The organism is Enterobacter sp. Acro-832 (assembly GCF_011752745.1).
GTDB lineage: Bacteria > Pseudomonadota > Gammaproteobacteria > Enterobacterales > Enterobacteriaceae > Enterobacter > Enterobacter quasiroggenkampii.
The window spans coordinates 853,380-868,440 of the sequence record NZ_VWWX01000002.1 but is presented as its reverse complement, the minus strand read 5'-3'; the positions used below and the strand labels follow the sequence as shown (position 1 = coordinate 868,440).

The window sequence follows — 15,061 nt, the reverse complement described above, 5'->3', positions numbered from 1 at the left end:
TTGAAGTGTCAGAAGATTTAAAACGCGCAAAGCCCGGAAGCGCATGTCGGGCTTTGCGCCTGTGACGATCAGTCCATCAGCGTATTCAATGTTTCCAGTGCGTCAGGCGGCAGCTGCAGTTCCCCCGCCGCGAGGTTTTGCCGCAGATGCGCCACGGAAGAGGTGCCCGGGATCAGCAGAATATTCGGGGAACGCTGCAGCAGCCATGCCAGCGCAACCTGCATTGCCGTGACGCCCAGTGAATCCGCGACAGCCTTCAGCCCGGACGATTGCAGCGGCGTAAAGCCGCCCAGTGGGAAGAACGGCACATACGCGATCCCCTGCTGCGCGAGCAGATCCACCAGCGCATCATCACCCCGGTTCACAATGTTGTACATGTTCTGCACGCACACCACCGGCACCATCTTCTGCGCTTCCGCGACCTGGGTGGCCGTGACGTTGCTCAGGCCAATATGCCGCACCAGCCCCTGCTGCTGTAATTCTGCCAGGGTGGAGAGCGGTTCAGCAATCGACCCTTCCGCTGGCCCGTGCGCGCTAAACATGATCCGCAGGTTCACCACGTCCAGCACGTCCAGCTGCAGATTACGCAGGTTGTCATGCACCGCCTGCGTCAGCTCCTGCGCGGAAAAGGCCGGCAGCCAGGCGCCTTTGTCGTTGCGACGGGCACCAATCTTGGTGACGATCGTCAGATCGTCCCGATAAGGATGAAGCGCCTCTCGGATCAGCTGGTTGGTGACATGAGGGCCATAAAAATCACTGGTATCAATGTGGTTCACCCCCGCCGCCACGGCCTCGCGTAACACGTCCAGCGCGGCCTGCTTATCCTTCGGCGGCCCAAAGACGCCCGGCCCGGCCAGCTGCATCGCGCCGTAGCCCAACCGTTTCACCGTCCGCGTCCCAAGCGCGTATGTCCCGCTTTTATCAATGCTGCTCATGTTGACCTTCCTCATAAAAATGATCCGGATTTACAACAGGTTCCCTCTGGGAGCCTTTAGTTAAGCGCGAGTTAATTAAAGTTTACATTCTCTACGACGATAGTAATGAAGTAACCCTGCATCTTCTCTAACGGACGACCGCTATGCTGAAAAATCTGCACGTGATTACCGGTATTATCTTTGCCCTCACCATATTCTGTCTGCTGCAAGTTGTCACGGGAGGGTTGTTCTACTCTGCCGTCAGCAACGATCGCCATAACTTCCAGAACTCCGGCGTGCTCAACGCCCAGCAGGAAAGCCTGAGCGACAGCGTGAACACGCTGGTGAAAACGCGCGTCACCGTCACCCGCGTGGCGATCCGCTACCTGAAAAACCAGCGTGACCCGGCTTCCCTTGCGGCGATCAATAAACTGCTGGGCACCGCAAGCGACTCGCTGGCAAAAGCCGAAGCCTATAACAAAGAGTGGCAGAAACTGCCGCAGGTTAAGGGCCAGGAGGCGGCATTGACCGACGAGATGCAGAAATCATGGAACCAGATGCACGAAGTCATGCGTTTATCGATTGAGTATCTGCGCGCCGATAACTATCAGGCCTATGGCGATCTGGACGCGCAGCAGGCGCAGGACGATATGGAAGCGGTCTATAACCGCTGGCGCGCCGAAAACAACACCCTGCTGAAGGCCGCAACCGAAGAGAACCAGAGCAGCTTTACGCAGATGCAGTGGACGCTGGCGGCAATTCTGCTGGCCGTTATCGCGGTACTGGTGGTCATCTGGCAGGGTTTACAGCACCTGCTGTTAAAACCACTCCACTCCATTATGAACCATATTCGCGCCATTGCAGGGGGCGACCTGACGCAGGATATCGCTATCTCGGGCCGCAATGAGATGGGTCAACTGGCCGCGGGCCTGCATGAGATGCAGCAGTCGCTGGTAACCACCGTCAGCGCCGTGCGCGGAAGCACCGATTCCATCTACACCGGCGCAGGCGAAATTGCCGCAGGAAGTAACGATCTTTCCGCCCGCACCGAGCAGCAGGCCGCCTCGCTCGAAGAGACCGCCGCCAGCATGGAAGAGCTGACCGCGACGGTTAAACAGAACTCCGATAACGCCCGTCAGGCCACGCTGCTGGCGAAAAACGCCTCTGAAACGGCCGCGCGCGGCGGTCACGTCGTGGATAACGTGGTTCGCACCATGAACGAAATCGCCGACAGTTCGCAGCAAATTGCGCATATTACCAGCGTGATTGACAGCATTGCGTTCCAGACCAACATTCTGGCGCTTAACGCCGCGGTGGAAGCGGCACGCGCCGGGGAACAGGGGCGTGGCTTTGCGGTTGTCGCGGGCGAGGTCCGTACGCTAGCCAGCCGCAGCGCGCAGGCAGCGAAAGAGATCAAAGGGCTTATCGAAAACTCCGTCAGCCGGGTGAATACCGGTTCTGAGCAGGTTAGCGAGGCCGGCACCACCATGAAGGAAATCGTCGCCGCCGTTACCCGCGTGACCGATATCATGGGCGAGATTTCCTCTGCCTCTGACGAGCAGAGCCGCGGCATTGAGCAGGTGAGCCTGGCCGTTTCGCAGATGGACAGCGTGACGCAGCAAAACGCCGCGCTGGTGCAGGAGTCCGCCACGGCGGCAGCGGCGCTGGAAGATCAGTCCGAACAGCTGCGCCAGGCGGTAGCCGCGTTCCGTCTGAACGGAAAAGAAAAAGCGGTCACCCCGCGCCCGGCCAGCGTGAAGACGCCCCAGCTGTTGCGCCCGGCAACCGCAAACGCCGCCACCGACAGCAACTGGGAAACCTTCTGAGTTTCAGGCAGGCGAGAATATCGCCCGCTAGCGGCTGCGCTTGGCGTGCCGCTCCCAGTTCTCCTGTTTTGCTTCATCAGATTTGCGCAGTGAAACGTAGCATGCCCCGCTGCCGCCGTGATGCGGCAGCGCCACGCAGAAGGCCTGTACATCCTCGAACTCGGTTAACCAGCGCGCCAGATAGCTGCGCACCACATTAGGATGTGAGTTCTGCTCCCGCCCTTTCCCGTGAATGATAATCAGGTTACGTAACCCGTCACGTCTGGCCTGGCAGATAAAAGAATAGAGCATCTGACGGCAGCGTTCGGCGGGCTGGCGCAGGAGGTTTAAGCTGGCCTGGCGGGCATATTTACCCGAGCGCAGCTTATCGATAACGCCCTGCTGCACCCCTTCGCGCTGGAACGCCAGCGGTTCTTCCAGGGGAAGAAGGTCAAGAAAATCCAGCGTCAGGAAGTTATCCAGCTGTTCACTATCCACCTCCTGGCGCGTCCGCGTATTGCGGCTGGGCTGCCAGTGAATATCCGGGCCACGCTTCAGCGGCTGGACATCTTCCATGGCGTCAAGAAAAAAGGATTTGTCGTCAGGGTTCATGGATATCCTCCGGCTACAACTGAGGACGGTACTATACCTGCGCCCGAGACAGGCCTCAATCATCGTTACAGGCCGTCGTGCGCAACAAATATTAACCTGATGAATATATATAGTATTTATAAAATAAACTTAAATATGACTTAACTAAAATTTCAGCAAAAATGAAATAAGTGATTTGTGTTAAATTTTCGTAAAATCAAACACTCAATATCCTTTCATTTTGCGGGAAAGGTGTTATACCTAAATATACCTGCTTCATGGATATAATACTCAGGATTGGCGAAAGGACGCACTGCTGTGTGTACTGGAGGATCTGTCTGATGTCGGGCAGATCCTGTTTTTTTATTATCTCACTTTCACGCCACGATTATTTTCCTCGCTTCCCGCCTGAACTGTGTAATTAATGATTCAGCCAGGGGCGTCTGACGTGAATCGCGGCGCTGAATTAAATAATATGCTGCTTTTGGAAGCGATTCGACAACCGGCAGCATGACCAGGCGGTGCGCCAGCAGCGGGTCACACCCTAGCTCCTGCGGCAATATGCTTAGAAAATCACTTTGCGCAACCAGGCTAATACAGGAGGAAAAGGTTTCACAGACCACACCAATTCGCGGTATTTGCGAGCGATGGCTAAATACCTCTTCTAACTGCTTATAATAACTTCCCCGCGGCGTCGGCATTGTCCAGTTATAATGCAGAAGTTCATTAATCGACGTTGCCCCTGTTGCCGGATGCCCTTCGCGACAAAATACCGCAAACGGCTTCTCGAAGAGTTTTTCAAACGTAAATTCCTGGTCGTAAGGTCCCTGATAATAGGTGTTGATGGTGAAGTCCAGTTCGCCCTGCCGTAATTCGTTAATCATCGACACCAGCTGTCCTTCCATTATCCGCACTTTGACCTGCGGATGTTGGGCATGAAAGCGGGTGATGACGGCGGGCATCAGGCTGCGCGAAACGCTGGCCCCCATCCCGATGTTGATCTGCCCGGCCTGTTCCCCCTGCCGCTGACGAATGTCATCCTGCGCCGCGCGCAGCTCTTCCAGAATTAGCCGGGCGCGCTGGTAAAAACCCTCGCCGCATTCGGTCAACGCGACGCCCTTACTCCTGCGCACGAAAAGCTGCGCCGCCATGCCCTCCTCCAGCTCTTTGATGGATTTGGTCAATGCCGGCTGGGAAAGATTCAGCGTCCTGCTGGCACCGCGAATGCTGCCCTGACGAGCAACTTCAACAAACGCCCGGAGATGATGGAATTTAACCTGAAATGACATAGCCCGACCGATAACCGTTGTTTATCAGAGTAAAGAAACTGTCATCTACTTTACTGGAAAGGGATGTGCGAGGGTAATTCCTGAACGGTTAAAACTGTGAAAAATCGGTTAGTGATAAGTAAAAACTATCACAGCGTGAAGCAGTTCACATATTTTAATGATGACAGGAACAGATATGGACACACTGGCGCACTACATCCAGACGTTAACCCCGCAGCTGAGCGCGTGGCGTCGCGATTTTCACCATTATGCGGAATCCGGCTGGGTAGAGTTTCGTACCGCCGCGAAAGTCGCGGAGACCCTGAATTCGCTGGGTTACGCGCTGGCGATGGGGCGCGACGTCGTCGATGCCGAAAGCCGGATGGGGCTGCCCGATGACGCGACCCTGGCGCGAGAATTTGCCCGCGCGCGCAAGCAAGGCGCGCCTGAGAAATGGCTGGCGCCGTTTGAAGGCGGCTTTACCGGCATTGTTGCCACCCTGAATACCGGCCGCCCTGGCCCAACCGTGGCGTTTCGCGTGGACATGGACGCCCTTGATTTAAGCGAAGCGCTCGACAACAGCCATCGCCCGTTCCGCGACGGGTTTGCCTCCTGCAATCCGGGAATGATGCACGCCTGCGCACACGACGGCCACACCACCATTGGTCTGGGGCTGGCACAGGTGCTTAAGCAGAATGAAGCCCGGCTGAACGGCACCATCAAGCTGATCTTCCAGCCTGCCGAAGAAGGAACGCGCGGCGCGCGCGCCATGGTTGCCGCCGGGGCGCTGGATGACGTGGACTATTTCACGGCCATTCATATTGGTACTGGCGTGCCTGCCGGGACGGTAATCTGCGGCAGCGATAACTTTATGGCCACCACCAAGTTCGACGTGAGCTTCACCGGCGTGGCCGCACACGCGGGCGGTAAGCCGGAGGACGGTCGTAACGCTCTGCTCGCCGCCGCGCAGGCCGCCCTCGCCCTGCACAGCATCGCCCCGCACAGCGACGGCGCATCCCGGGTAAACGTCGGCGTGATGCAGGCGGGCAGCGGACGCAACGTGGTGCCCGCGAATGCGCTGATTAAGGTTGAAACCCGCGGTGAAAGCGAAGCGATTAATCAGTATGTCTTTGAACGCGCGCAGGCGGTGATTACCGGCGCGGCGGCGCTCTACGGCGTGAGCGCGGAGATGCGCCTGATGGGGGCCGCCACCTCCAGCGCGCCGACGCCGGCCTGGGTTGATTATCTGCGCGAACAGGCGAGCCAGGTTTCAGGGGTTGTTCACGCCATCGATAAGGTGAAAGCCCCGGCCGGATCCGAAGACGCCACGCTGATGATGGCCCGCGTGCAGCAGAACGGCGGCATGGCGTCCTATATGGTGTTTGGCACGGATTTGAGCGCCGGACATCACAACGAAAAATTCGACTTCGATGAGCAGGTGATGCCTGTCGCCATCGAAACGCTGGCGCGAACTGCGCTGAATTTCCCGTGGACGCGAGGTGTGTAATGCAGGAGAACTACGCTTTTATTGCCGATGCGATCGATACGCGATGTCGGACGTTAACCGATATTGCCGACGCGATCTGGGATCGCCCCGAAACCCGCTTTGAAGAGGTCTGGTCCGCCGAACGGCTGGCCAGCGAGCTGGAAGCCGAAGGCTTCACGCTGACCCGCGAGGCAGGCGGTATTCCAAATGCCTTTATCGCCAGCTTCGGCAGCGGAAAACCGGTTATCGCCCTGCTGGGCGAGTACGACGCGCTGGCCGGGTTAAGCCAGCAGGCACACTGCGCGACCGCGCAAACCGCCACGCCGGGGGCTAACGGCCACGGCTGCGGACATAACCTCTTAGGCACCGCGGCGCTTGCGGGCGCGGTGGCGGTGAAAAGCTGGCTGGAGCAGCACGGCGGCAGCGGAACGGTGCGTTTTTACGGCTGTCCCGGTGAAGAAGGCGGCTCCGGGAAAACCTTTATGGTGCGCGAAGGGCTGTTTGATGACGTCGATGCCGCCGTCACCTGGCACCCGGAAGCCTTTGCCGGGATGTTTAACGTCAGCACGCTGGCGAATATTCAGGCCGCCTGGCGTTTTCACGGCGTGGCGGCGCACGCGGCCAACTCCCCTCACCTGGGACGCAGCGCGCTGGACGCCGTGACGCTGATGACCACCGGCACCAACTTCCTTAACGAACACATTATCGAGAAAGCGCGCGTCCATTACGCCATTACCGATACCGGCGGGATTTCACCCAACGTGGTGCAGGCGCAGGCCGAGGTGCTGTACCTGATCCGCGCCCCGGAGATGGCGGATGCGCAGCAGATCTACGAGCGCATCGAGAAAATTGCCCAGGGCGCGGCGATGATGACCGAAACCACCGTCGAATGCCGCTTTGATAAAGCCTGCTCCAGCTACCTGCCGAACCGCACGCTTGAGGCGGCGATGTATCGCGCCCTGCAGCACTACGGCACGCCGGAGTGGACCAACGAGGAGCGAGAGTTTGCCCGCGAGATCCGCGCCACGCTGACGCCCAACGATTTGCAAAACAGCCTGAAAAATATTGCCGCCACGGGTGGCGAAGCGGGTAAAGCCTTTGCCCGTCGTCATCAGGCGACGCTGCTGGTGGATGAAGTCGCGCCTTATGCCGTCACCGACAACGTGTTGGCAGGTTCAACCGACGTGGGTGACGTCAGCTGGAAAATGCCGGTCGCCCAGTGCTTCAGCCCCTGCTTTACCGTCGGCACGCCGCTGCACACCTGGCAACTGGTATCTCAGGGGCGAACCTCTATTGCCCATAAAGGCATGCTGCTGGCCGGGAAAGTGATGGGCGCGACCGCGCTCAATCTTCTGCAGGACGCCGCGCTGCTGGAAAAATGCCGTGAAGAGTTCGAACAACAAATAGATGAAAAACCGTACGTGTGTCCGATCCCACGAGGCGTGACACCGTCACCTTTAAAATAAAAAAACACAACACAACAACACAACAGTCCCGAGGAACGCCCATGAGTATGTCATCCATACCTTCGCATTCCCCATCCGGTAAGCTCTATGGCTGGGTTGAAAGGATCGGTAATAAAGTGCCGCACCCTTTCCTGCTTTTTATCTATCTGATTGTGATTTTGATGGTCGCCACCGCCGTGCTCTCCGCCTTTGACATCAGCGTGCGCAGCCCGGCCGACGGCAGCCTGGTGGCGGTGAAAAACCTGCTGAGCATTGAAGGGCTGCACTGGTTTTTACCCAACGTGATTAAAAACTTCAGCGGATTCGCCCCGCTCGGCGCCATTCTGGCGCTGGTGCTGGGCGCCGGGCTGGCTGAACGCGTCGGCCTGTTGCCTGCATTGATGGTGAAGATGGCTTCTCACGTCAGCGCGCGCTACGCGAGCTACATGGTGCTGTTTATCGCCTTCTTCAGCCATATCTCCTCCGACGCCGCGCTGGTGATCATGCCGCCGATGGGGGCGCTGATCTTCCTCGCCGTCGGGCGCCATCCCGTGGCGGGGCTGCTGTCCGCGATTGCAGGCGTGGGCTGCGGCTTTACCGCCAATCTGCTGATCGTGACCACCGACGTGTTGCTCTCGGGCATCAGTACGGAGGCGGCGAAAACCATTGATGCGGCCATGCACGTCAGCGTGATCGACAACTGGTACTTTATGGCAAGCTCGGTGATTGTCCTGACGATTGTCGGCGGGCTGATTACCGATAAGATCGTCGAGCCGCGGCTGGGTAAATGGGAAGGCCGCAGTGATGAAAAGCTGGAAACCCTGAGCAAAGAGCAGCGCTTCGGCCTGCGCGTGGCGGGGATTGTCTCGCTGGCGTTTATTGCCGCGGTGGCGCTGATGGTGGTACCGGAAAACGGCATATTGCGCGATCCGGTTAAACATACCGTCCTGCCCTCGCCGTTTATTCAGGGCATCGTGCCGCTGATTATCCTTTTCTTCTTTGTTGTTTCGCTCGCCTATGGTATCGCCACCGGTAAAATCCGTCGCCAGGGCGATCTGCCGCAGCTGATGATCGAGCCGATGAAGGAGATGGCGGGCTTTATCGTGATGGTATTCCCGCTGGCCCAGTTTGTGGCGATGTTTAACTGGAGCAACATGGGCAAGTTTATGGCCGTGGGCCTGACCGACGCGCTGGAGGCGGCCGGGTTAAGCGGCGTACCGGCGTTTGTCGGCCTGGCGCTGCTCTCCTCCCTGCTGTGCATGTTTATCGCCAGCGGTTCCGCCATCTGGTCGATTCTGGCCCCGATCTTCGTGCCGATGTTTATGATGCTGGGGTTCCACCCGGCTTTCGCGCAGATCCTGTTCCGCATCGCGGACTCTTCGGTCATTCCGCTGGCGCCGGTTTCGCCGTTTGTTCCGCTGTTTTTAGGCTTCCTCCAGCGCTATAAACCCGAGGCCAAACTGGGTACCTACTATTCGCTGGTTTTACCCTACCCGCTTATCTTTTTAGGGGTATGGCTGGTGATGCTGGTGGCATGGTATCTTGTCGGCCTGCCGATTGGACCGGGGATTTACCCGAGGCTGAACTAAAGGAATGAGGATGCTGAGATTACTCGAAGACAAGATTGCGACGCCGCTTGGCCCGCTGTGGGTGCTCGCGGACGAGCAGTTTTGTCTGCGCGCCGTTGAGTGGGAAGAGCACAGCGACCGCATGGAAGAACTGCTTGCGATTCACTACCGCTCACAGGGGTATGAACGTATCCGCGCCATTAATCCGGGTGGACTGAGCGACAAGCTAGCGGCGTACTTCGAAGGCGATCTCAGCATCATCGACACGCTGCCCACCGCCACGGCAGGCACGCCTTTTCAGCGCGAAGTGTGGCAGGCGCTGCGGGCCATTCCCTGCGGACAGGTGATGCATTACGGCCAGCTCGCGGAGCAGTTAGGTCGCGCAGGGGCCGCACGTGCCGTAGGCGCCGCGAACGGCTCTAATCCGGTCAGCATCGTGGTGCCCTGCCATCGCGTTATTGGCCGCAACGGTACCCTGACCGGCTATGCCGGTGGCGTGCAGCGAAAAGAGTGGTTACTGCGTCACGAAGGGTATCTTTTGCTCTAGTTCCCAGGCTTTTTGTGCTTAATTTTCTACCGGTTAGGCTAAAAATCCATAATCAAGCTGTGGAATTTCAAGAAGATGGCGACGCATTGTCGTCTCTTGTCCTTATTGAGGGTTTGTCAGGCTTACGTACTTACCAAAAAGATGTTAAAATTGACCAATATCAATTAAGGCTTGAGCAAACCTATGATCCCGGAAAAGCGAATTATACGACGCATTCAGTCTGGCGGTTGTGCTATCCATTGCCAGGATTGCAGCATCAGCCAGCTCTGTATCCCGTTTACCCTGAATGAGCATGAACTCGATCAGCTTGATAATATCATCGAGCGTAAAAAGCCTATTCAGAAAGGGCAGACGCTGTTTAAAGCGGGAGACGAACTGAAATCGCTCTATGCTATCCGTTCTGGCACCATCAAGAGCTACACCATCACCGAGCAGGGTGATGAGCAGATCACCGGCTTCCATCTGGCAGGTGACCTGGTAGGCTTTGATGCCATCGGTACGGGCCATCACCCGAGCTTTGCTCAGGCACTCGAAACCTCGATGGTTTGCGAAATTCCGTTTGAAACCCTGGACGATCTGTCCGGCAAGATGCCTAACCTGCGTCAGCAGATGATGCGTCTGATGAGCGGTGAGATCAAAGGCGATCAGGACATGATTCTACTGCTTTCTAAAAAGAACGCAGAAGAGCGCCTGGCCGCGTTTATCTACAACCTCTCCCGCCGCTTCGCCGAGCGTGGCTTCTCGCCGCGTGAATTCCGTCTGACCATGACGCGTGGCGATATCGGTAACTACCTGGGTCTGACGGTGGAAACCATCAGCCGTCTGCTGGGTCGTTTCCAGAAAAGCGGGATGCTGGCCGTTAAGGGTAAATATATCACTATCGAAAACGGTGAAGCGCTGGCCGTTCTTGCCGGGCACGCCCGCAACGTGGCGTAAACGCCATACGTATACAGCCAGACCGATAAATTTTCCTGATTTAGCGGTCTGGCCTGTCACCCCGTCCTTTATCTGACCTTTTCACCGTAGCACGTCCCCACACAGCACCCAAAAGGTTCTCGTTGAGGTTATGAATTGAGAGAAAGTTTGTTTTTCGTTTCAGTCGTGATTGCCTCCGTGACCTTTATCTTCATCTGGATCATGCTTGTCGGCCCAATGAAGGGGGAGGAAAAAACCTACGTTCAGGATTCCACGACCTTTGCGATAGCGGTGATGGTGCTGCTGTTTATTGCGTTTGTTGCGGTAACGACCACGGTGCTTTTCCTCTGATAAATTTTCATGAATTATTGATCTGGCAAAACCTCCCCTCTGTTTCATTCAGGATATATAGGTTACTCTTTTAATTACAGACTGTGGTGACAGTAGTAAGGAGACCTGTATGGCCAAGTATCAAAACATGCTGGTAGCGATCGATCCGAATCAGGACGATCAGCCGGCATTACGACGTGCTGTGTATTTACATCAACGGATTGGTGGCAAAATCAAAGCGTTTTTGCCGATCTATGACTTCTCGTATGAGATGACCACCCTTCTGTCGCCTGACGAGCGCACCGCTATGCGTCAGGGCGTCATCAGCCAGCGTACCGCGTGGATCCGCGAACAGGCGAAGTATTACCTGGAAGCGGGTGTGCCCATTGATATTAAAGTGGTCTGGCACAACCGACCTTTCGAAGCCATCATTCAGGAAGTCGTTGCCGGTGGGCACGATCTGCTGCTGAAGATGGCGCACCAGCACGACAAGCTGGAATCCGTGATCTTCACCCCGACCGACTGGCATTTGCTGCGTAAATGCCCTTGCCCGGTCTGGATGGTGAAAGACCAGCCGTGGCCTGAAGGCGGGAAAGCCGTTGTGGCGGTAAACCTCGCCAGCGAAGAGGATTACCACAATTCACTGAACGAGAAGCTGGTGAAGGAGACTATCCAGCTTGCCGATCAGGTCAATCATACCGAAGTGCATCTGGTTGGCGCCTATCCGGTCACCCCGATTAACATCGCCATTGAACTGCCGGAATTTGACCCGAGCGTGTACAACGACGCGATCCGCGGTCAGCATCTGCTGGCCATGAAAGCGCTGCGCCAGAAATTCAGCATCGATGAGAAAATGACCCACGTGGAAAAAGGGCTGCCTGAAGAGGTGATCCCGGACCTGGCTGAACACCTGCAGGCGGGGATTGTGGTGCTGGGTACCATTGGTCGTACCGGTATTTCTGCCGCCTTCCTCGGCAATACCGCCGAGCAGGTGATCGACCATCTGCGCTGCGACCTGCTGGTTATCAAGCCGGATGAGTACCAGACGCCGGTTGAGCTCGACGATCCGGAAGACGATTGACCCCTAACGCCCGGCGGCGCAAGCTTGCCGGGCCTACAAAACCGTAGGCCGGGTAAGCGTGAGCGCCACCCGGCAAAAAAAAACCGCCGGATTCGGCGGTTTTTTCGTTTCAACGCAACTTACAGCGCTTTCAGAATCGCATCCACGCTGGCTTTGGCATCGCCAAATAGCATGTGGGTGTTCTCTTTAAAGAACAGCGGGTTCTGTACCCCGGCATAGCCGGTATTCATTGAACGTTTAAACACGATCACGTTCTGCGCCTTCCACACTTCCAGAACCGGCATCCCGGCGATTGGGCTACGTGGATCGTCCTGCGCCGCCGGGTTAACGGTGTCGTTAGCGCCAATGACCAGCACGGTGTCGGTGTCGGCGAAATCATCGTTGATCTCATCCATCTCCAGCACGATGTCGTAAGGCACTTTCGCCTCCGCCAGCAGCACGTTCATGTGGCCTGGCAGACGCCCCGCCACCGGGTGAATACCAAAGCGCACCTTGATACCGCGCGCGCGCAGCTTCTCGGTGATTTCCGCCACCGGATACTGCGCCTGTGCCACCGCCATGCCGTAGCCCGGGGTGATAATGACCGAGTGCGAGTTCTTCAGCATCTCGGCGGTATCTTCCGCACTGATCTCACGGTGCTCACCCACTTCCTCATCGGAACCGGTAGACGAGCCGTCAGAACCAAAGCCACCGGCGATGACGCTGATGAACGAGCGGTTCATCGCCTTACACATGATGTAAGACAGGATCGCACCCGAAGAACCCACCAGCGCACCGGTAACGATCAGCAGGTCGTTGCTCAGCATAAAGCCCGCCGCCGCCGCCGCCCAACCGGAGTAGGAGTTCAGCATGGAGACCACCACTGGCATATCCGCACCACCGATGGACGCCACCAGATGCCAGCCGAAGGCCAGCGCGATGATGGTCATCACCAGCAACGCCAGCACCTGCAGACCGACGCTTTCGGTACGCACGAAGACCACCAGCAGCACAAACGACACCACCAGCGCAGCCAGGTTCAGCTTATGGCGGTTTGGCAGCATCAGCGGCTTAGAGGAAATCTTCCCGCGCAGCTTGCCGAACGCGACAATCGAGCCGGTGAAGGTGACCGCACCGATGAAGATACCGAGGAACACTTCCGTCAGGTGAATATTCACCAGAATCGGTTCCAGACCCGGCGTGTGGTACAGGTAGCTGTTGAAGCCCACCAGCACCGCGGCCAGACCCACAAAGCTGTGCAGAATCGCCACCAGCTCCGGCATCTCGGTCATTTCAACGCGTTTCGCCAGGCGAATACCAATCGCACCGCCGATGATCATCGCCACCAGGATCCACGCTACGTTGCCAGTATCCGGCCCGAAGATGGTGGCAATCAGCGCAATCGCCATCCCGGCGATACCAAAGTTATTCCCCTGCTGAGACGTTTCGTGTTTGGAAAGCCCCGCCAGACTGAAAATAAACAGGATTGCAGCAACAATGTATGCGGCTGTCACTAATCCTCCAGACATATGCTACCCCTTAGCCTTTACGAAACATTTTCAGCATGCGCTGAGTCACGGTGAAACCACCGAAAATATTGATACTGGCGATCAGCACCGCGATAAAGCTCAGGAAGCTGATCCAGCCGCCGTGGCCAATCTGCAGTAACGCCCCCACCACGATGATCCCGGAGATGGCGTTGGTTACCGACATCAGCGGCGTATGCAGCGCATGGGAGACGTTCCACACCACGTAGTAGCCCACGACGCAGGAGAGCGCGAAGACGGTAAAGTGGCCGAGGAACTCTTTCGGCGCGACGTCAGCCAGCCAGCCGAAGAGAATAATCACCAGCGCCATGATCGCGTATTTGCGCCACGGGGAAGCCGGTTTGGCAGGTTCTTTTGGCTCAGGCGCCGCTTTAGGCGCTGCCTGAGGCTGGGCCGAAACCTGAATTGGCGGCGCAGGCCAGGTAATTTCACCTTCACGCACCACGGTCACACCGCGCACCACCACGTCGTCAAAATCGACGGTGATGTTGCCGTCTTTCTCTTTGCAAAGCAGCTTCAGCAGGTTGACGAGGTTGGTGCCGTACAGCTGAGACGATTGCGTCGGCAGGCGACCCGGCAGATCGGTATAGCCGATCACCTTCACGCCGTTCGCGGTCGTGGTCACCTGATTCGCTACGGTATATTCACAGTTGCCGCCGTTTTGCGCAGCCAGGTCGACAATCACGCTGCCCGGCTTCATGGAGTCAACCATCTCACGGGTAATCAGCTTCGGCGCCGGTTTACCCGGGATAAGCGCGGTGGTGACAATGATGTCGACATCTTTCGCCTGGGCGGCGAAAAGTTCCATTTCGGCTTTGATAAAGGCTTCCGACATCACCTTCGCGTAACCATCACCGCTGCCCGCTTCTTCCTTGAAGTCCAGCTCAAGGAATTCGGCACCCATACTCTGGACCTGTTCCTTCACTTCAGGACGGGTATCGAACGCGCGCACGATAGCGCCCAGGCTGTTTGCCGCACCGATGGCGGCAAGTCCCGCCACGCCCGCGCCAATCACCATCACCTTCGCCGGAGGGACTTTACCCGCCGCGGTGATCTGACCGGTAAAGAAGCGACCAAATTCGTGGGCCGCTTCAACGATGGCGCGATAGCCCGCAATGTTTGCCATCGAACTTAAGGCGTCCAGCGACTGGGCGCGCGAAATACGCGGCACGGAGTCCATCGCCATGACGGTAACGCCGCGCGCAGCCAGTTTTTCCATCAGCTCAGGATTTTGCGCAGGCCAGATAAAGCTCACCAGCGTGGTGCCCGGATTCAGCAGCGCTATCTCACTCTCTTCCGGTGCGTTGACCTTCAGAATTACCGGCGACTGCCATACGTCGGCACCGTCCACCACTTCCGCGCCAGCCTGGATAAAGGCCTCGTCATCGAAACTCGCCAGTTTGCCTGCGCCGCTTTCAACCGCGACGGTAAAACCCAGCTTAAGCAGTTGCTCCACCGTTTTCGGTGTTGCCGCTACGCGGGTTTCATTGGCTAACCGTTCTTTTGGTACCCCAATACGCATAGTTTTCCCTTCCATCGGTTTTTGATGATGGTTTATCGATAAATGCCCGCGGTTTGTATCATT

Annotated in this window: 13 protein-coding genes; 8 read left to right on the top strand and 5 right to left on the bottom strand. The window is 57.2% G+C overall.

From position 1 onward, the window contains the following. Nucleotides 1-68: 68 nt before the first annotated feature. Nucleotides 69-935, bottom strand: a complete 867-nt coding sequence (locus tag F3J31_RS10665) for an aldo/keto reductase family oxidoreductase (RefSeq protein WP_039025407.1) — start codon at nucleotides 933-935, stop codon at nucleotides 69-71. A 143-nt stretch (nucleotides 936-1,078) separates the two neighbouring features. On the opposite strand from F3J31_RS10665, the gene F3J31_RS10660 reads away from it, so the two are divergent. Beyond that, on the top strand, nucleotides 1,079-2,740 hold the full coding sequence (locus tag F3J31_RS10660) for a methyl-accepting chemotaxis protein (protein ID WP_048030711.1): 1,662 nt from the start codon (nucleotides 1,079-1,081) through the stop codon (nucleotides 2,738-2,740). Between the two features lie 27 nt (nucleotides 2,741-2,767). Here the strand turns inward: F3J31_RS10660 and smrA are convergent, their stop codons facing one another. Further along, complete coding sequence (smrA, locus tag F3J31_RS10655) at nucleotides 2,768-3,331, bottom strand: DNA endonuclease SmrA (RefSeq protein ID WP_045910355.1); 564 nt, start codon at nucleotides 3,329-3,331, stop codon at nucleotides 2,768-2,770. A 356-nt stretch (nucleotides 3,332-3,687) separates the two neighbouring features. Further along, entirely contained in the window at nucleotides 3,688-4,599 is a 912-nt protein-coding gene (locus F3J31_RS10650) for a LysR family transcriptional regulator (protein ID WP_023292606.1), read from the bottom strand. 175 nt (nucleotides 4,600-4,774) lie between these two features. Between F3J31_RS10650 and F3J31_RS10645 the strand changes: the two genes are divergently transcribed. The 7 genes from F3J31_RS10645 to uspE all read left to right on the top strand — a co-directional run bounded on the left by F3J31_RS10645 (nucleotide 4,775) and on the right by uspE (nucleotide 11,950). Further along, nucleotides 4,775-6,085, top strand: coding sequence for a M20 family metallo-hydrolase (locus tag F3J31_RS10645; protein ID WP_167212961.1), 1,311 nt, complete (start codon nucleotides 4,775-4,777; stop codon nucleotides 6,083-6,085). Beyond that, nucleotides 6,085-7,530, top strand: coding sequence for a M20 family metallopeptidase (locus tag F3J31_RS10640; RefSeq protein WP_167212958.1), 1,446 nt, complete (start codon nucleotides 6,085-6,087; stop codon nucleotides 7,528-7,530). The genes F3J31_RS10645 and F3J31_RS10640 overlap by 1 nt, the downstream gene beginning before the upstream one ends. A 41-nt stretch (nucleotides 7,531-7,571) precedes the next feature. Then, the gene (gene abgT, locus F3J31_RS10635; protein ID WP_167212956.1) at nucleotides 7,572-9,098 is read left to right on the top strand and encodes a p-aminobenzoyl-glutamate transporter; all 1,527 of its coding nucleotides are present in this window, start codon (nucleotides 7,572-7,574) and stop codon (nucleotides 9,096-9,098) included. A 10-nt stretch (nucleotides 9,099-9,108) separates the two neighbouring features. Continuing rightward, on the top strand, nucleotides 9,109-9,624 hold the full coding sequence (gene ogt, locus F3J31_RS10630; RefSeq protein ID WP_167212954.1) for a methylated-DNA--[protein]-cysteine S-methyltransferase: 516 nt from the start codon (nucleotides 9,109-9,111) through the stop codon (nucleotides 9,622-9,624). Nucleotides 9,625-9,807: 183 nt separating this feature from the next. Beyond that, nucleotides 9,808-10,560 (top strand): fumarate/nitrate reduction transcriptional regulator Fnr, encoded by a 753-nt coding sequence (gene fnr, locus F3J31_RS10625; RefSeq protein WP_006174991.1) that lies wholly within the window; start codon nucleotides 9,808-9,810, stop codon nucleotides 10,558-10,560. A gap of 147 nt (nucleotides 10,561-10,707) precedes the next feature. Then, the gene (locus F3J31_RS10620; RefSeq protein WP_223540366.1) at nucleotides 10,708-10,890 is read left to right on the top strand and encodes a hypothetical protein; all 183 of its coding nucleotides are present in this window, start codon (nucleotides 10,708-10,710) and stop codon (nucleotides 10,888-10,890) included. A 109-nt stretch (nucleotides 10,891-10,999) separates the two neighbouring features. After that, nucleotides 11,000-11,950 (top strand): universal stress protein UspE, encoded by a 951-nt coding sequence (gene uspE / locus F3J31_RS10615; RefSeq protein ID WP_032640084.1) that lies wholly within the window; start codon nucleotides 11,000-11,002, stop codon nucleotides 11,948-11,950. Nucleotides 11,951-12,069: 119 nt separating this feature from the next. Here uspE and pntB read toward each other — a convergent pair whose 3' ends face one another. Both pntB and pntA read right to left on the bottom strand, forming a co-directional pair. Further along, nucleotides 12,070-13,458: a Re/Si-specific NAD(P)(+) transhydrogenase subunit beta gene (pntB, locus tag F3J31_RS10610; RefSeq protein ID WP_021241158.1), complete on the bottom strand. Its 1,389-nt coding sequence runs from the start codon at nucleotides 13,456-13,458 to the stop codon at nucleotides 12,070-12,072. A gap of 10 nt (nucleotides 13,459-13,468) precedes the next feature. Beyond that, nucleotides 13,469-14,998, bottom strand: a complete 1,530-nt coding sequence (pntA, locus tag F3J31_RS10605) for a Re/Si-specific NAD(P)(+) transhydrogenase subunit alpha (RefSeq protein ID WP_008500544.1) — start codon at nucleotides 14,996-14,998, stop codon at nucleotides 13,469-13,471. Nucleotides 14,999-15,061: the final 63 nt, after the last annotated feature.